Raw genomic sequence first — 18468 nt, forward strand, 5'->3', positions numbered from 1 at the left:
CGAGCGCGGCATCGTCAAGGTCGGTGAGGAAATCGAGATCGTCGGCATCCGTCCGACGACGAAGACGACCTGCACGGGCGTCGAAATGTTCCGCAAGCTGCTCGACCAGGGCCAGGCCGGCGACAACATCGGTGCGCTGCTGCGCGGTGTCGACCGCAATGGCGTCGAGCGCGGCCAGGTTCTGTGCAAGCCGGGTTCGGTCAAGCCGCACCGCAAGTTCAAGGCCGAAGCCTACATCCTGACGAAGGAAGAAGGCGGCCGTCATACGCCGTTCTTCACCAACTACCGTCCGCAGTTCTACTTCCGCACGACGGACGTGACCGGCATCGTGACGCTGCCGGAAGGCACGGAAATGGTGATGCCGGGCGACAACGTGACGGTCGACGTCGAACNTTATCGCAAGGGCGATGGAGCAAGCTGCCGACGGCAGCAAAAAAAGTGCAAATGGCGCGCAAGCGCGATTTGCACGCGGCGCCGGCATCGTCGAGTAATTATCGCAAAGGCGATGGCGCAAGCTGCCGTCGCCGCGATCATCGAGCAATTCCGAAGACCCCGCGGGCAACCGCGGGGTCTTGTGTTTCTGCTGTTCGCCGCACTCGAAACTTGAATGTGTCTCGTCGGAATGGCAGGCTCCTGCGTCGTCAGAGGCGGAGGAGCACATCGTGAAGAAGCGGATTCTCTTTACCGGCGGCGCCGGCAAGGCCGGGCGGCACGCCGTGCCCTATCTCGTCGAAGCGGGCTATGAAGTGCACAATGTCGACCTTGTTCCGCTCGACAGCCCCGGCGTCACGAACCTGATCGCCGACATCACCGACAGCGGCCAGATGTTCAACGCTCTGTCGATGCATCGGGATTTTCCAGATATGGATCAGGGCAGGGGGCCGCAATCCTTCGATGCGGTGGTCCACTTTGCTGCCATTCCGCGCATCCTGATCAAGCCGGACAACGAAACCTTCCGCGTCAACGTCATGGGCACCTATAACGTCATCGAGGCGGCGGTGAAGCTCGGCATCCGCAAGATCATCGTCGCGTCGAGCGAAACGACCTACGGCGTCTGCTTCGCGGAGGGGCATCGAGACTTCCACAGCTTCCCGCTGGAGGAGGACTACGACGTCAATCCGATGGATTCCTATGGCCTCTCCAAGGTCGTGAATGAAAAGACCGCTCGTGCCTTTGCAGAACGCTCGGGTTTCGACATTTACGCACTGCGCATCGGCAATGTGATCGAGCCCCACGAATATGAGCGCTTCCCGTACTATTTCGCACATCCCGAAGTCCGCAAGCGGATTGCCTGGAGCTATATCGATGCGCGGGACCTGGGCCAGATCGTCAAGCTCTGCATCGAGAAAGACGGGCTCGGGTATGCGGTCTTCAATGCCTGCAACGATACGGTATCGGCGAACACGCCGACGCGCGAGCTCGCCAGCCGATTCTATCCGGATGTGCCCTTCACCAGAGAGATCGGCGAGTTCGAGGGGCTTCTCTCGAATCGGAAGGTTCGCGAAGTGCTCGGCTTCAAGGAGGAGCACGATTGGCGAAAATATGTGCCGCTTGACAGCTAGTCACCGGGCGATGCCGGGTGCGAGCCGATGATCGGATTTTTTCTTGGCGCTTTTTGCTCTTTTGTTGCAAATGCGCTTGAAAGCATCCGGCAAACTGAATAAGAAGCCGCAGACTTGAGATGCATCTGGTCGCGGTTGCGCGTCTGGGTCTAGGGGTATAGCTCAGTTGGTAGAGCGGCGGTCTCCAAAACCGCAGGTCGGGGGTTCGAGCCCCTCTGCCCCTGCCACTTTTCCTCCTTCTTGCCCTGTTGTTTCAATTCGGCCAGAATGTGCGGGACGGGCGGCAAGGCCGCCCTTATATATTCACAAAAAAGACCGATCGGCTCTTGTGGTTTTTGCAATCGGTCTTTATGTAGGGTCCAAACAGACACGCGGTGCGTGGGGCTGAAACATCGGCTTTACGCGCCGTAATGGCGTGAGCATTTTTATGGCATCCAAAACGAATCCGTTCACGTTTCTGCAGCAGGTACGCTCCGAAACGTCAAAAGTGACTTGGCCTTCGCGGCGCGAGACGACGATCTCGACGCTGATGGTCTTCGTCATGGTCTCTTTTGCCGCCGCCTTCTTCTTTGGTGCGGACCAGTTGATGGGTTGGCTGATGAGCCTGATCCTCAACGTTGGCGCTTGATTTGGGTGGAGAGTTAGATGGCTGCGCGCTGGTATATCGTTCACGCCTATTCGAATTTCGAGAAGAAGGTCGCCGAATCGATCGAGGAGAAGGCGAGGCAGAAGGGTCTCTCGCACCTGTTTGAAAAGATTCTCGTGCCGACCGAGAAGGTGGTCGAGGTTCGTCGCGGCCGCAAGGTCGATGCCGAGCGGAAGTTCTTCCCGGGCTATGTTCTCGTGCGGGCGAATTTGACGGACGAGGCTTACCACCTCATCAAGAACACCCCGAAGGTGACCGGATTTCTCGGCACTGACAGCAAGCCGGTGCCGATTCCGGACCATGAGGCGGAGCGGATTCTCGGTCAGGTGCAGGACGGCGTCGAGCGTCCGAAGCCTTCGGTCTCCTTCGAGATCGGCGAGCAGGTCCGCGTGTCGGATGGCCCCTTCGCCTCCTTCAACGGCATCGTGCAGGATGTCGACGAGGAGCGCTCGCGCCTGAAGGTCGAGGTGTCGATCTTCGGCCGCGCCACGCCGGTCGAACTGGAATACGGCCAGGTCGAAAAGGTCTGAAAGAGCGTAAGTTTACTGAAATGGGCAGGCTGATTTGTCGGCCCGCTCGGGCGGAGTGATCCGCATGCGCGTGGGAGGGATCCGGACTTAGCCGGTCCGGTATGTCCGCACCACGCAACCGCAGCCGCCGGTCAACCGACCGGCAAGGAGTCGGGCAACCGGCTGAACAGTTCCCGCTTCCGGCCTGGACGGGCGGGGCAAATAGAGGCAGAGAGAAATGGCTAAGAAAGTTGCAGGCCAGCTCAAGCTGCAGGTGAAGGCCGGCTCGGCGAACCCGTCGCCGCCGATCGGTCCTGCGCTTGGTCAGCGTGGCATTAACATCATGGAATTCTGCAAGGCGTTCAATGCCGCCACGCAGGAAATGGAAAAGGGTATGCCGATCCCGGTCGTCATCACCTATTACCAGGACAAGTCCTTCACCTTCATCATGAAGCAGCCGCCGGTCAGCTACTTCCTGAAGCGCGAGGCGAAGATCCAGTCCGGTTCGAAGACCCCGGGCAAGGCGAAGGCCGGTTCGATCTCCAAGGCCCAGATCCGCACGATCGCAGAGGCCAAGATGAAGGACCTCAACGCGGCCGATATCGAAGGCGCAATGGCAATGGTCGAGGGCTCCGCCCGCTCCATGGGCCTGGAAGTGACGGGCTAAGACCATGGCGAAGATTGCAAAGCGTGTACAGAAGTCCCGCGAGGGCGTCGATCCGGCGAAGATCTACGGGCTCACCGAAGCCGTGACGCTCGTCAAGGAGCGTGCGACCGCCAAGTTCGACGAGACCATCGAAGTGGCGATGAACCTCGGCGTCGATCCGCGCCATGCCGACCAGATGGTCCGTGGCGTCGTCAACCTGCCGAACGGCACCGGCCGCTCGGTTCGCGTCGCCGTTTTCGCCCGGGGTGCGAAGGCCGATGAAGCCAAGGCCGCCGGCGCCGACGTCGTCGGGGCGGAAGACCTGGTCGAAATCGTCCAGGGCGGCAAGATCGACTTCGATCGCTGCATCGCGACCCCGGACATGATGCCGCTCGTCGGCCGTCTCGGTAAGGTTCTCGGCCCGCGCGGCATGATGCCGAACCCGAAGGTCGGTACCGTCACCATGGACGTCGCCGCGGCCGTCAAGGCTTCGAAGGGCGGTGCCGTCGAGTTCCGCGTCGAGAAGGCGGGCATCGTTCACGCCGGCGTCGGCAAGGCTTCCTTCGATGCCAAGGCGCTGGAGGAGAACATCCGCGCTTTCGCAGACGCGGTGATCAAGGCGAAGCCGACCGGCGCCAAGGGTAACTACGTCAAGCGCGTGGCTATCTCCTCGACGATGGGACCCGGCCTCAAGATCGATCCGGCAACGCTCAGCGTCGCCTGATGAATTCGCGGGCCTCGGCCCGAAACTGAATTTCCGGCCTTTCGGGGCCGGAAATATCCGGACCCCGGTCCGGAACTCCTGTCCGAGATTGCGGGTGGTTCTACCTTAATCACCATTGCCCGCATGAGACGGGTAAGATCTGGATTTCAAAATCGCGCCACTGGCGTCGAAATTCGGTTCGAACCTCGCTTGCCTTGTGTCAGACCCGGGAATCCGGGAACGCCAAGGGACAGGATCCTTAAGCGTTGCTTGGGATCGAGCATGATCCCGGGTGACAAAGGCAAACCCGGCAGGGCTGCGATGAGCAACCCTGTCAACTGGAGACAGACAGTGGAAAGAGCGGAAAAACGCGAATTCGTCACGGAGCTGAACGAAGTCTTCAAGGCTTCTGGTTCGGTTGTCGTGGCCCACTATGCTGGTGTCACAGTTGCGCAGATGAACGACTTCCGTTCGAAGATGCGCGCTGCTGGCGGCACCGTCAAAGTCGCGAAAAACCGCCTGGCCAAGATCGCTCTTCAGGGCACGGAGTCTGAAGGGATGACCGATCTCTTCAAGGGTCAGACGCTGATCGCTTACAGCGCCGACCCCGTAACGGCTCCGAAGGTCGTCGTGGATTTCGCCAAGACCAACGACAAGCTCGTTGTTCTGGGCGGCGCCATGGGGACAACCACGCTCAACGCCGAAGGTGTCAAGTCGCTCGCGACCCTGCCTTCGCTGGACGAGCTGCGCGCGAAGCTGCTGGGCCTCATCAACGCCCCGGCAACCCGCGTCGCGACGGTTGTCGCAGCACCGGCAAGCCAGCTTGCCCGCGTGTTCTCGGCCTATGCCAAGAAGGACGAAGCCGCCTGAGGCGGAATTTCGCTGTTGTAATTGAAACCAGTTCGAACCGAACTAAAGGAAAAGTAAAATGGCTGATCTCGCAAAGATCGTTGAAGACCTCTCCTCGCTGACCGTCCTGGAAGCTGCTGAGCTTTCCAAGCTGCTCGAAGAAAAGTGGGGCGTTTCTGCCGCTGCTCCGGTAGCTGTTGCCGCTGCTGGCGGTGCTGCCGGCGGTGCTGCTGCCGCTGCTGAAGAAGAAAAGACCGAGTTCGACGTCATCCTGACGGATGCCGGCGCGAACAAGATCAACGTCATCAAGGAAGTCCGCGCCATCACCGGCCTCGGCCTGAAGGAAGCCAAGGACCTGGTCGAAGGCGCTCCGAAGCCGGTCAAGGAAGCTGTTTCCAAGGCCGAAGCTGCTGACCTCAAGAAGAAGCTTGAAGACGCTGGCGCGAAGGTCGACGTCAAGTAATTCGACGAAATGCGAAGGGAGGGGGCCCTTGTGGCCGCCTCTCTTTGACCGTTTTTGGAACATATTACCCAAAAGCCTGTCGAAAACGGCTTTTGGGTAATGGGTTCTTCAAGAGGATGGTCGCGATCGCGAGACAGCGCAGCGTTCCGTGCTGGCGTCTTTCGAAAAGCTCGACGAGATTGAACGACTCATTTGATCGACGGGATCGACTGGCCATCGGTTCCCGTCCGTTGCAGGCCCGGATGCAAGATTGACAAGGAGCGACGATGGCTCAGACCCTTTCGTTCAACGGTCGTAGGCGCGTACGCAAGTTTTTTGGTAAGATCCCCGAAGTCGCAGAGATGCCCAACCTCATCGAGGTCCAGAAGGCATCCTACGACCAGTTCCTGATGGTGGAAGAGCCTGCAGGCGGGCGCCCCGACGAGGGACTTCAAGCTGTTTTCAAGTCGGTATTTCCGATCAAGGATTTCTCGGGCGCTTCGATGCTCGAATTCGTGTCCTACGAATTCGAACCGCCGAAGTTCGACGTCGAAGAATGCCGCCAGCGCGACCTGACCTATGCGGCACCCCTCAAGGTGACGCTGCGCCTGATCGTGTTCGATATCGATGAAGATACGGGCGCGAAGTCGATCAAGGATATCAAGGAACAGAACGTCTACATGGGCGACATGCCGCTCATGACGGACAACGGTACCTTCATCGTCAACGGCACCGAGCGCGTCATCGTCTCGCAGATGCACCGTTCGCCGGGCGTCTTCTTCGACCACGACAAAGGCAAGAGCCATTCCTCCGGCAAGCTGCTCTTCGCTGCGCGTGTCATTCCGTATCGCGGTTCATGGCTCGACATCGAGTTCGACGCCAAGGACATCGTGCATGCGCGTATCGACCGTCGCCGCAAGATCCCGGTGACGTCGCTGCTGATGGCGCTCGGCATGGATGGCGAGGAAATCCTCAGCACCTTCTATACGCAGTCGCTCTACCAGCGCGACGGCGACGGCTGGCGCGTGCCGTTCCAGCCAGATGCCCTGAAGGGACAGAAGGCGATCGCCGACATGATCGATGCCGATACCGGCGAAGTGGTCGTCGAGGCCGGCAAGAAGCTGACGCCGCGGCTGGTGCGGCAGTTGCAGGAAAAGGGCCTGAAGGCCCTCAAGGCGACCGACGACGACCTCTATGGCAACTACCTCGCCGAGGACATCGTCAACTACGAAACCGGCGAAATCTACCTGGAAGCCGGCGACGAGATCGACGAGAAGACGCTTCCCGTCATCCTGTCGGCCGGGTTTGACGAGATTCCGGTCCTCGACATCGACCACATCAATGTCGGCGCCTATATCCGCAACACGCTCGCTGCCGACAAGAACGAAAACCGGCAGGATGCGCTGTTCGACATCTATCGCGTCATGCGCCCGGGCGAGCCGCCGACTATGGATTCCGCCGAAGCCATGTTCAATGCGCTGTTCTTCGACGCCGAACGCTACGACCTCTCGGCCGTCGGCCGCGTGAAGATGAACATGCGCCTCGACCTCGACGTGCCGGACACGGTCCGCACGCTGCGCAAGGAAGATATCCTGGCGGTCGTCAAGATGCTGGTCGAACTGCGTGACGGCAAGGGCGAGATCGACGACATCGACAATCTCGGCAACCGTCGCGTCCGCTCGGTCGGCGAGTTGATGGAGAACCAGTACCGCCTGGGTCTTCTGCGCATGGAGCGTGCGATCAAGGAACGCATGTCCTCGATCGAGATCGACACCGTGATGCCGCAGGACCTGATCAACGCGAAGCCGGCCGCTGCTGCCGTTCGTGAATTCTTCGGCTCCTCGCAGCTCTCGCAGTTCATGGACCAGGTGAACCCGCTGTCGGAAATCACCCACAAGCGCCGTCTTTCGGCCCTTGGCCCGGGTGGCCTGACCCGCGAGCGCGCCGGCTTCGAAGTGCGCGACGTGCATCCGACCCACTACGGCCGTATCTGCCCGATCGAAACGCCGGAAGGTCCGAACATCGGTCTGATCAACTCTCTCGCGACCTTCGCCCGCGTCAACAAGTACGGCTTCATCGAGAGCCCGTATCGCAAGATCGTTGACGGGAAGGTGACCAGCGACGTTGTCTATCTGTCGGCGATGGAAGAGGCGAAGTATCACGTCGCCCAGGCCAACTCGCCGCTGAACGACGACAGCTCCTTCGCGGAAGAATTCGTTGTCTGCCGTCACGCCGGTGAAGTCATGCTGGCGCCGCGCGACAACATCAACCTGATGGACGTTTCGCCGAAGCAGCTCGTTTCGGTCGCCGCGGCGCTCATCCCGTTCCTCGAGAACGATGACGCCAACCGCGCGCTGATGGGCTCGAACATGCAGCGTCAGGCTGTGCCGCTGCTGAGAGCCGAGGCTCCGTTCGTCGGCACCGGCATGGAGCCGGTCGTGGCGCGCGACTCCGGTGCGGCGATCGCCGCCCGCCGCGGCGGCGTCGTCGACCAGGTCGATGCGACGCGTATCGTTATCCGCGCCACCGAAGACCTTGATCCGTCGAAGTCCGGCGTCGACATCTACCGTCTGCAGAAGTTCCAGCGTTCGAACCAGAACACCTGCGTCAACCAGCGCCCGCTGGTGACCGTCGGTGACCTGGTGAACAAGGGCGACATCATCGCCGACGGCCCGTCGACGGATCTGGGTGATCTGGCGCTCGGCCGCAACGCGCTCGTCGCCTTCATGCCCTGGAACGGCTACAACTACGAAGACTCGATCCTGCTTTCCGAGCGGATCGTGCGCGATGACGTCTTCACCTCGATCCACATCGAGGAATTCGAAGTCATGGCACGCGACACCAAGCTCGGTCCGGAAGAAATCACGCGCGACATTCCGAACGTCTCGGAAGAAGCGCTGAAGAACCTCGACGAAGCCGGTATCGTCTATATCGGCGCCGAAGTTCAGCCGGGCGATATCCTGGTCGGCAAGATCACGCCGAAGGGCGAAAGCCCGATGACGCCGGAAGAAAAGCTTCTGCGCGCCATCTTCGGCGAAAAGGCCTCGGACGTCCGTGATACGTCCATGCGCATGCCGCCCGGCACCTTCGGTACGGTCGTCGAAGTTCGCGTCTTCAACCGCCACGGCGTGGAGAAGGACGAGCGCGCGATGGCGATCGAACGCGAGGAGATCGAACGCCTCGCCAAGGACCGCGACGACGAGCAGGCGATCCTCGATCGCAACGTCTATGCGCGCCTGATCGACATGCTGCGCGGTCACGTCGCCGTTGCCGGCCCGAAGGGCTTCAAGAAGGGCACCGAGCTTTCGAACGCCGTCATCAGCGAATATCCGCGTTCGCAGTGGTGGATGTTCGCCGTCGAGGACGAGAAGGCTCAGGGCGAGATCGAAGCGCTCCGCGCCCAGTACGACGAATCCAAGTCGCGTCTCGAACAGCGCTTCATGGACAAGGTCGAGAAGGTCCAGCGCGGTGACGAGATGCCTCCGGGCGTCATGAAGATGGTCAAGGTCTTCGTCGCCGTGAAGCGCAAGATCCAGCCGGGCGACAAGATGGCCGGCCGTCACGGCAACAAGGGCGTCGTGTCGCGCATCGTGCCGATCGAAGACATGCCGTTCCTCGAAGACGGCACGCATGTCGACGTGGTGCTGAACCCGCTCGGCGTGCCGTCGCGCATGAACGTCGGTCAGATCCTCGAGACGCATCTCGGCTGGGCTTGCGCCGGTATGGGCAAGAAGATCGGCGCAATGCTCGAGGCGTACCACGAGAGCGGCGACATCAAGCCGCTGCGCCAGACGATCGACGATGTGATGGGCACCGGTCCGAAGGGCGAGCCGATCAAGCAGTACGACGACGAGTCGATCGTGCGGCTGGCCGAGCAGACCCGCCGCGGCGTTTCGATCGCAACGCCGGTCTTCGACGGCGCCGTCGAAGCCGACGTCAACGAGATGTTGAACAAGGCCGGCCTGAAGGTGACCGGTCAGTCGACGCTCTATGACGGACGTACCGGCGAGGCCTTCGACCGCCAGGTCACGGTGGGCTACATCTACATGCTGAAGCTCAACCACCTGGTCGACGACAAGATCCACGCCCGTTCGATCGGTCCGTACTCGCTCGTCACCCAGCAGCCGCTGGGCGGCAAGGCGCAGTTCGGCGGCCAGCGCTTCGGCGAAATGGAGGTCTGGGCGCTCGAAGCTTACGGCGCCGCCTACACGCTGCAGGAAATGCTGACGGTCAAGTCGGACGACGTGGCCGGCCGCACCAAGGTCTACGAGGCGATCGTCCGTGGCGACGATACGTTCGAGGCGGGCATTCCGGAGAGCTTCAACGTTCTCGTCAAGGAAATGCGCTCGCTCGGCCTCTCCGTCGAGTTGGAGAACTCGAAGGTCGAGGACCTCGGTACCGCGGCGCAGCTGCCGGACGCAGCGGAGTAAGACGATATCCGGTGCGTGTCGCTTCAAGCGGCGCGCACCGTTTCCGCCGCCGGGCATCCCGTTTGCCCGCGGCAGGAACAGGGCCGCAGCCGATGCGGTTTTAGCTGTTTATGGGGCAGGGGCTGGCGCCCGGGATTTGCCGGCACCCTCGCCAAGCTCAGCGCGTAATGCCCGCAAAGGAGACAGGCATGAACCAAGAGGTCATGAATCTTTTCAATCCGCAGGTGCCTGCACAGACCTTCGATTCCATCCGGATTTCGATCGCGTCGCCGGAGAAGATTCTTTCCTGGTCTTACGGTGAGATCAAGAAGCCGGAGACGATCAACTACCGCACCTTCAAGCCGGAGCGCGATGGTCTGTTCTGCGCGCGCATCTTCGGCCCGATCAAGGACTACGAGTGCCTGTGCGGCAAGTACAAGCGCATGAAGTACAAGGGCATCATCTGCGAAAAGTGCGGCGTCGAGGTCACGCTGTCGCGCGTTCGCCGCGAGCGCATGGGCCACATCGAGCTCGCAGCGCCTGTTGCCCACATCTGGTTCCTGAAGTCGCTGCCGAGCCGCATCGCTACGCTGCTCGACATGACGCTGAAGGATATCGAGCGCGTTCTCTATTTCGAGAACTACATCGTCACGGAGCCAGGCCTGACTTCGCTCAAGGAGAACCAGCTTCTCAGCGAAGAAGACTACATGATCGCCGTCGACGAGTTCGGTGAAGACCAGTTCACCGCGATGATCGGCGCCGAGGCGATCTACGAGATGCTCGCCTCGATGAATCTCGAAAAGATCGCCGGCGACCTGCGCGCGGAAATGGCCGAGACGACCTCGGATCTGAAGCAGAAGAAGCTGATGAAGCGGCTGAAGATCGTCGAGAACTTCATGGAATCCGGCAACCGCCCGGAATGGATGATCATGAAGGTCGTTCCGGTGATCCCGCCGGACCTGCGTCCGCTCGTGCCGCTCGATGGCGGCCGTTTCGCGACGTCGGACCTGAACGACCTCTACCGCCGCGTCATCAACCGTAACAACCGTCTGAAGCGGCTGATCGAGCTGCGCGCGCCGGGCATCATCATCCGCAACGAAAAGCGGATGCTGCAGGAATCCGTCGACGCGCTGTTCGACAACGGCCGCCGCGGCCGGGTCATCACCGGTGCCAACAAGCGTCCGCTGAAGTCGCTCTCCGACATGCTGAAGGGCAAGCAGGGCCGCTTCCGCCAGAACCTGCTCGGCAAGCGCGTCGACTATTCCGGCCGCTCGGTCATCGTGACCGGCCCGGAGCTCAAGCTGCACCAGTGCGGCCTGCCGAAGAAGATGGCGCTCGAGCTCTTCAAGCCGTTCATCTACGCCCGCCTCGACGCCAAGGGTTATTCGTCGACCGTCAAGCAGGCGAAGAAGCTGGTGGAAAAGGAAAAGCCGGAAGTCTGGGATATCCTCGACGAGGTGATCCGCGAGCATCCGGTTCTCCTGAACCGTGCGCCGACGCTGCACCGCCTGGGCATCCAGGCCTTCGAACCGATCCTGGTCGAGGGCAAGGCGATCCAGTTGCACCCGCTCGTCTGCACCGCCTTCAACGCCGACTTCGACGGCGACCAGATGGCCGTTCACGTGCCGCTGTCGCTCGAAGCCCAGCTTGAAGCCCGCGTGCTGATGATGTCGACGAACAACATCCTGCATCCGGCGAACGGCGCGCCGATCATCGTGCCGTCGCAGGACATGGTTCTCGGCCTCTACTATCTGTCGATCCTGAACCAGAACGAACCGGGCGAAGGCATGGCCTTCTCCGACATGGGCGAATTGCACCATGCGCTGGAGACCAAGGCCGTCACCCTGCATGCCAAGATTCGTGGCCGCTACAAGACCGTCGACGCCGAGGGCAAGCCGGTCTCGAAGATCTACGAAACGACGCCCGGCCGCATGATCATCGGCGAGCTCCTGCCGAAGAACCCGAACGTTCCGTTTGAAATCTGCAACCAGGAGATGACCAAGAAGAACATCTCGAAGATGATCGACGCGGTCTATCGCCATTGCGGCCAGAAGGACACGGTGATCTTCTGCGACCGGATCATGCAGCTCGGCTTCTCCCATGCCTGCCGCGCCGGCATTTCGTTCGGCAAGGACGACATGGTGATCCCGGACACCAAGGTGAAGATCGTCGGCGATACGGAAGCGCTCGTGAAGGAATACGAGCAGCAGTACAATGACGGCCTGATCACCCAGGGCGAAAAGTACAACAAGGTGGTCGACGCCTGGGGCAAGGCAACCGAAAAGGTCGCCGAGGAGATGATGGCGCGCATCAAGGCGGTCGAGTTCGACGACAACGGCCGCCAGAAGCCGATGAACTCGATCTATATGATGTCGCACTCCGGTGCTCGTGGTTCTCCGAACCAGATGCGCCAGCTGGGTGGCATGCGCGGCCTGATGGCCAAGCCGTCGGGCGAGATCATCGAAACGCCGATCATCTCGAACTTCAAGGAAGGCCTGACCGTGAACGAGTACTTCAACTCGACGCACGGTGCCCGTAAGGGTCTGGCGGACACCGCCTTGAAGACCGCGAACTCCGGTTATCTGACCCGTCGTCTCGTCGACGTCGCGCAGGATTGCATCGTCACGCATGTCGATTGCGGCACCGATAAGGGCCTCACGATGACGGCGATCGTCGATGCCGGCCAGGTCGTTGCCTCGCTCGGTCAGCGTATCCTCGGTCGCACGGCGCTCGACAACATCGACAACCCGGTCACCGGCGAACGCATCGTCGATGCGGGCAGGATGATCCTCGAAGCCGATGTGGCAATCATCGAAAAGGCGGGCATTCAGTCCGTCCGCATTCGCTCGGCGCTGACCTGCGAAATCCAGACCGGCGTCTGCGGCGTCTGCTACGGCCGTGATCTGGCACGCGGTACGCCCGTCAACATGGGCGAAGCCGTCGGCGTCATCGCGGCGCAGTCGATCGGCGAGCCGGGTACGCAGCTGACCATGCGTACCTTCCACCTTGGCGGTACCGCGACCGTGGTCGACCAGTCGTTCCTGGAAGCCTCTTACGAGGGTACGGTCCAGATCAAGAACCGCAACATGCTGCGCAACTCCGATGGCGTACTCGTTGCCATGGGCCGCAACATGGCGATCCAGATCCTGGACGAACGCGGTGTCGAGCGGTCCTCGCAGCGCGTTGCCTATGGTTCGAAGATCTTCGTCGACGACGGCGACAAGGTGAAGCGCGGCCAGCGTTTCGCCGAGTGGGATCCCTACACCCGTCCGATGATGACGGAAGTCGAAGGTGTCGTTCACTTCGAAGACGTTGTCGACGGCATCTCGGTTCTGGAATCGACGGACGAATCGACCGGCATCACCAAGCGTCAGGTTATCGACTGGCGCTCGACGCCGCGCGGTACGGACCTGAAGCCGGCGATCGTCATCAAGGACAAGAACGGCAGCATTGCAAAGCTGGCCCGCGGCGGCGAAGCCCGCTTCATGCTCTCGGTCGATGCGATCCTTTCGGTCGAACCGGGACAGAAGGTCAGCCAGGGCGACGTTCTTGCCCGTTCGCCGCTTGAAAGCGCCAAGACCAAGGACATCACCGGTGGTCTGCCGCGCGTCGCCGAGCTCTTCGAGGCCCGCCGTCCGAAGGATCACGCCATCATCGCGGAGATCGATGGCACGGTCCGCTTCGGCCGCGACTACAAGAACAAGCGTCGCGTGCTGATCGAGCCGGCAGAAGACGGTGTCGAGCCGGTCGAATACCTGATCCCGAAGGGCAAGCCTTTCCATCTTCAGGATGGCGACTACATCGAAAAGGGCGACTACATCCTCGACGGCAACCCGGCGCCGCACGACATCCTGGCGATCAAGGGCGTTGAGGCGCTTGCTTCCTACCTCGTCAACGAGATCCAGGAAGTCTATCGTCTGCAGGGCGTTGTCATCAACGACAAGCACATCGAGGTGATCGTCCGGCAGATGCTGCAGAAGGTCGAAATCACCGACGCCGGTGACTCGAGCTACATCGTCGGCGACAACGTCGATCGCATCGAGCTCGAAGACGTCAACGATGCGCTGCTTGCCGAAGGCAAGAAACCGGCCTTCGGTGAGCCGGTGCTGCTCGGCATCACCAAGGCATCGCTGCAGACACCATCCTTCATCTCCGCGGCGTCGTTCCAGGAGACCACCAAGGTGCTCACCGAAGCGGCGGTCGCCGGCAAGACGGACAGTCTGCAGGGTCTCAAGGAAAACGTCATCGTCGGGCGTCTCATCCCGGCCGGTACCGGTGGTACGATGACGCAGATCCGCCGCATCGCCACGGCGCGCGACGAGTTGATCCTCGAAGAGCGCCGCAAGGGTACGGGCGCCGATGCTGCGACGCCGATGCTCGCCGACATGGCGAACGAAAACGCTGCGGCCGAATGATTGGAAAGGAGAGGGTGGTCGTTACCCTCTTTGGAAGATTGAAGAAGCCGCCCGGAGCGATCCGGGCGGCTTCTTCGTTTGATCTCATTCTTGGCGCGCTCGCTCATCCGAAGCGGATGATCGAGACCTCTCCTTCGAGCGCACCTTGATAGGCCGATGCGTGTGGTTCCTCATCCGGTATGTCGGTCAAGGTTCCGATCTGGTCGAGGTCCGCTTGAAAGAAGCCCTCCTCGGCGAGCGCGTTGAGCGCTTCCCGCACGGCGGTGTCGTCGTCTGGCGCCCGGAGCATCACGTGAATCTCGATGCCCTCGTCGTCGCCATCGTTCTCGTAAGCCTTGCCGATGATGACGAAGACCAGCGGCTCTTCGGGTGAATTATCGTTGTCGGGCGTGATGGGCATGGGAAGGTCCTCTTTCGAAATGCCGGCCACCTTACCGCGGTTTTCGTGGGCATGCGAAGGAATAAGCCACGAGGCCAGTCATTGTCAGGATAACAGTCGCGGGCGCTTTTTGATCCATGGCCGTGCAGCACTTGTCCATTCGATTCGGCTGAGGCGAGGGGGCGGAGCACGACCGGGCGAGTGCGGCATTCGCCGACTCATGGCCGATGGAAAGCGTCAGAAAGATATTGCCGATTCTTTAACCGCGGAGAACAATATCGGGAGCTGACATGCCGCTTTTGTCTTCGCCTGTCGCAGGCACCGCCGCAAAGCCTTGTTTTGCAGGCATATCAGGGCTGCAAGGTCCAGAATATTTGTTAATTGCCCTTGACGGATCGACCTGAAATCAGTACACCCCGCCGCATCAGAGCCCATGTGAGGCTGGCTGGTTCGGAACGTCGTGTTCTGGAGTTCGCCTCAAACAAGGTTCAAACGCACGCTGAAGACACAATGCTGCACGCAAGACGCGCGATATAGCGCGTCCTCTGCTTTTGTCGGGGTCATCTGCCAAAACGCGGATCGGCCCTCGTTTTGCGCATTTCATAGGCGTACGGCACCGCCGGCGACGGCAACGATCCGCCCGAAAGGGTAACGAGACAAGTTTTTGCAAGGGATGGTTACATGCCTACCGTAAACCAGCTGATCCGCAAGCCGCGTCAGGCACAGGTAAAGCGCAACAAGGTTCCTGCCCTGCAGGAAAACCCGCAGAAGCGCGGCGTTTGCACCCGCGTCTACACGACGACCCCGAAGAAGCCGAACTCGGCTCTGCGTAAGGTTGCAAAGATCCGCCTGACGAACGGCTTCGAAGTGATCGGCTACATTCCCGGCGAAGGCCACAACCTTCAGGAGCACTCCGTGGTGATGATCCGCGGCGGTCGCGTGAAGGACCTTCCGGGTGTGCGTTACCACATCATCCGCGGCGTTCTCGATACGCAGGGTGTGAAGAACCGCAAGCAGCGTCGTTCGAAGTACGGCGCGAAGCGTCCGAAATAACATCGCAACCGGCGCCATTTCGCTGGTCACTAGATTTAGAAGTTGAGAGACGAAAAGTATGTCCCGACGCCACAGAGCAGAAAAGCGTGAGATCAACCCGGATCCGAAGTTCGGTGATCTGGTCGTCACGAAGTTTATGAACGCAATCATGCTGGACGGTAAGAAGTCCGTCGCAGAAAGCATCGTCTATGGTGCCTTCGAAGCAGTCCAGTCGAAGCTGAAGCAGGAACCGATCGCCGTGTTCCATTCCGCCCTCGACAACATTGCTCCGCATGTCGAAGTGCGTTCGCGCCGCGTCGGTGGTGCTACCTATCAGGTTCCGGTCGATGTTCGTCCGGAGCGTCGCCAGGCCCTCGCCATCCGCTGGCTGATTGCGGCCGCACGCAAGCGCAACGAAACGACCATGGTTGATCGCCTCTGTGGCGAACTCATGGACGCGGCAAACAACCGTGGCAGCGCCGTGAAGAAGCGCGAAGACACGCACAAGATGGCTGATGCCAACCGTGCGTTCTCGCACTACCGCTGGTAACGGCAACACGTCTCGAAAGGCAGTCACCCATGGCTCGCGAATATAAAATCGAAGATTACCGAAATTTCGGTATCATGGCGCATATCGACGCCGGCAAGACGACGACGACCGAGCGCATCCTCTACTACACCGGCAAGTCCCACAAGATCGGCGAAGTTCACGACGGCGCCGCGACGATGGACTGGATGGAGCAGGAGCAGGAGCGCGGCATCACGATCACGTCTGCAGCCACCACGACCTTCTGGAAGGGCCGTGACGGTAAGATGCGCCGCTTCAACATCATCGACACCCCCGGCCACGTGGACTTCACCATCGAAGTCGAGCGTTCGCTGCGCGTTCTCGACGGCGCGATTGCGCTTCTCGATGCGAATGCCGGCGTCGAGCCGCAGACGGAAACCGTCTGGCGCCAGGCCGAGAAGTACAATGTTCCGCGGATGATCTTCTGCAACAAGATGGACAAGACCGGCGCGGACTTCTACCGCTCGGTCGAGATGATCAAGACGCGTCTCGGCGCGACCGCCGTCGTCATGCAGCTGCCGATCGGCGCTGAAAGCGAATTCAAGGGCGTTGTCGACCTGATCGAGATGAATGCTCTCGTCTGGCGCGACGAATCGCTCGGCGCCCAGTGGGATGTCGTCGAAATCCCGGCGGACATGAAGGACAAGGCTGAAGAATACCGCGAGAAGCTGATCGAGACGGTTGTCGAGATCGACGAAGCGGCAATGGAAGCCTATCTCGAAGGCACCTATCCGGACAACGACAAGATCCGCGAACTGGTTCGTCGCGGCACGATCGACGTGAAGTTCCATCCGATGTTCTGCGGCACGGCTTTCAAGAACAAGGGCGTTCAGCCGCTGCTCGACGCCGTTGTCGACTACCTGCCGTCGCCGATCGATATCCCGGCGATCAAGGGCATCGACGTCAAGACCGAGGGTGAGATCACCCGTAAGGCCGACGACAACGAGCCGCTGTCGATGCTGGCGTTCAAGATCATGAACGACCCCTTCGTCGGTTCGCTGACCTTCGCCCGCATCTATTCCGGCAAGCTCGAAAAGGGCACGTCGGTGATGAACACGGTCAAGGAAAAGCGCGAGCGCGTCGGCCGCATGCTGCAGATGCACTCCAATTCGCGTGAAGACATCGAAGAAGCCTTCGCCGGCGACATCGTTGCTCTCGCGGGCCTCAAGGAAACCACCACCGGCGATACGCTCTGCGATCCGCTGAAGCCGGTTATCCTCGAGCGCATGGAATTCCCGGAGCCGGTCATCCAGATCGCCATCGAGCCGAAGACCAAGGGCGACCAGGAAAAGATGGGCCTCGCGCTTAACCGCCTGGCGGCAGAAGACCCGTCCTTCCGTGTCAAGACCGACGAGGAATCCGGCCAGACGATCATCGCCGGCATGGGCGAACTTCACCTCGATATCATCGTCGACCGCATGCGTCGCGAGTTCAAGGTCGAAGCATCCGTCGGCGCTCCGCAGGTTGCTTACCGTGAGACCATCACGCGTCAGCACGAAGAAGACTACACGCACAAGAAGCAGTCCGGTGGTACCGGTCAGTTCGCGCGCGTCAAGATCGTCTTCGAGCCGAACCCGGAAGGCGAGGACTTCGCCTTCGAATCCAAGATCGTCGGCGGTGCGGTTCCGAAGGAATACATCCCGGGCGTTCAGAAGGGTATCGAAAGCGTTCTGTCTTCGGGTCCGCTCGCGGGCTTCCCGATGCTCGGCGTTAAGGCCACCCTCATCGACGGTGCGTTCCACGATGTCGACTCCTCGGTTCTGGCGTTCGAAATCGCTTCGCGCGCTTGCTTCCGTGAAGCCGCCAAGAAGGCCGGCGCTCAGCTCCTCGAGCCGATCATGAAGGTCGAGGTGGTCACGCCGGAAGATTACGTCGGTGACGTGATCGGCGACTTGAACTCTCGCCGTGGCCAGATCCAGGGCCAGGAATCGCGCGGCGTTGCCGTGGTGATCAATGCCCACGTGCCGCTCGCGAACATGTTCAAGTACGTCGACAACCTGCGCTCGATGTCGCAGGGCCGCGCTCAGTACACGATGCTGTTCGATCACTACGCGCCGGTTCCCTCGAACGTCGCGCAGGAAATCCAGGCGAAGTATTCCGGTCAGAAGTGACCGGAATACCGCCGCGCTGAAACAGAATGAAAAGATTTCCCCTCTAAGGGACAGGAAACGGAGAGCCGAAAATGGCAAAGAGCAAATTCGAGCGCAACAAGCCGCACGTCAACATCGGCACGATTGGCCACGTTGACCATGGCAAGACGTCGCTGACGGCAGCGATCACCAAGTATTTCGGCGAGTTCAAGGCGTAT

Annotated in this window: 15 protein-coding genes and 1 tRNA gene; 15 read left to right on the forward strand and 1 reads right to left on the reverse strand. The window is 60.7% G+C overall.

Annotated features, from left to right (window positions below):
• The 11 genes from AU381_RS04790 to rpoC form a co-directional block, all read left to right on the forward strand.
• A partial coding sequence (locus tag AU381_RS04790; RefSeq protein ID WP_244520022.1) for an EF-Tu C-terminal domain-related protein occupies nt 1-392 on the forward strand: 392 nt, incomplete at both ends.
• A 270-nt stretch (nt 393-662) separates the two neighbouring features.
• A complete protein-coding gene (locus AU381_RS04795; RefSeq protein WP_064240667.1) occupies nt 663-1562 on the forward strand; it encodes an NAD-dependent epimerase/dehydratase family protein in 900 nt (299 codons plus the stop codon).
• 151 nt (nt 1563-1713) lie between these two features.
• Nucleotides 1714-1789, forward strand: a tRNA-Trp gene (locus AU381_RS04800).
• Nucleotides 1790-1989: 200 nt separating this feature from the next.
• The gene (secE, locus tag AU381_RS04805) at nt 1990-2190 is read left to right on the forward strand and encodes a preprotein translocase subunit SecE (protein ID WP_012707741.1); all 201 of its coding nucleotides are present in this window, start codon (nt 1990-1992) and stop codon (nt 2188-2190) included.
• Between the two features lie 17 nt (nt 2191-2207).
• Nucleotides 2208-2738 (forward strand): transcription termination/antitermination protein NusG, encoded by a 531-nt coding sequence (gene nusG, locus AU381_RS04810; RefSeq protein ID WP_012707742.1) that lies wholly within the window; start codon nt 2208-2210, stop codon nt 2736-2738.
• 217 nt (nt 2739-2955) lie between these two features.
• Nucleotides 2956-3384, forward strand: a complete 429-nt coding sequence (gene rplK / locus AU381_RS04815; RefSeq protein WP_012707743.1) for a 50S ribosomal protein L11 — start codon at nt 2956-2958, stop codon at nt 3382-3384.
• Nucleotides 3385-3388: 4 nt separating this feature from the next.
• Nucleotides 3389-4087, forward strand: coding sequence for a 50S ribosomal protein L1 (gene rplA / locus AU381_RS04820; protein ID WP_064240668.1), 699 nt, complete (start codon nt 3389-3391; stop codon nt 4085-4087).
• A gap of 330 nt (nt 4088-4417) precedes the next feature.
• Nucleotides 4418-4936, forward strand: a complete 519-nt coding sequence (gene rplJ / locus AU381_RS04825) for a 50S ribosomal protein L10 (RefSeq protein ID WP_026612440.1) — start codon at nt 4418-4420, stop codon at nt 4934-4936.
• A 58-nt stretch (nt 4937-4994) separates the two neighbouring features.
• Nucleotides 4995-5378 (forward strand): 50S ribosomal protein L7/L12, encoded by a 384-nt coding sequence (gene rplL, locus AU381_RS04830; RefSeq protein ID WP_064240669.1) that lies wholly within the window; start codon nt 4995-4997, stop codon nt 5376-5378.
• Between the two features lie 266 nt (nt 5379-5644).
• Nucleotides 5645-9787 (forward strand): DNA-directed RNA polymerase subunit beta, encoded by a 4143-nt coding sequence (gene rpoB / locus AU381_RS04835; RefSeq protein WP_064240670.1) that lies wholly within the window; start codon nt 5645-5647, stop codon nt 9785-9787.
• Between the two features lie 188 nt (nt 9788-9975).
• Complete coding sequence (gene rpoC / locus AU381_RS04840; protein WP_064240671.1) at nt 9976-14181, forward strand: DNA-directed RNA polymerase subunit beta'; 4206 nt, start codon at nt 9976-9978, stop codon at nt 14179-14181.
• A 103-nt stretch (nt 14182-14284) separates the two neighbouring features.
• Here the strand turns inward: rpoC and AU381_RS04845 are convergent, their stop codons facing one another.
• Nucleotides 14285-14581, reverse strand: a complete 297-nt coding sequence (locus tag AU381_RS04845) for a hypothetical protein (protein ID WP_064240672.1) — start codon at nt 14579-14581, stop codon at nt 14285-14287.
• A gap of 660 nt (nt 14582-15241) precedes the next feature.
• Between AU381_RS04845 and rpsL the strand changes: the two genes are divergently transcribed.
• The 4 genes from rpsL to AU381_RS28235 form a co-directional block, all read left to right on the forward strand.
• Nucleotides 15242-15613, forward strand: coding sequence for a 30S ribosomal protein S12 (gene rpsL / locus AU381_RS04850; protein WP_003507760.1), 372 nt, complete (start codon nt 15242-15244; stop codon nt 15611-15613).
• 58 nt (nt 15614-15671) lie between these two features.
• The gene (gene rpsG, locus AU381_RS04855) at nt 15672-16142 is read left to right on the forward strand and encodes a 30S ribosomal protein S7 (protein ID WP_026612436.1); all 471 of its coding nucleotides are present in this window, start codon (nt 15672-15674) and stop codon (nt 16140-16142) included.
• 29 nt (nt 16143-16171) lie between these two features.
• Nucleotides 16172-18271, forward strand: coding sequence for an elongation factor G (gene fusA / locus AU381_RS04860; protein WP_012707752.1), 2100 nt, complete (start codon nt 16172-16174; stop codon nt 18269-18271).
• Between the two features lie 71 nt (nt 18272-18342).
• Nucleotides 18343-18468: GTP-binding protein (locus AU381_RS28235; RefSeq protein WP_244520023.1), on the forward strand; the 126-nt coding region annotated here is incomplete at its 3' end.

The organism is Sinorhizobium glycinis, assembly GCF_001651865.1.
GTDB lineage: Bacteria > Pseudomonadota > Alphaproteobacteria > Rhizobiales > Rhizobiaceae > Sinorhizobium > Sinorhizobium glycinis.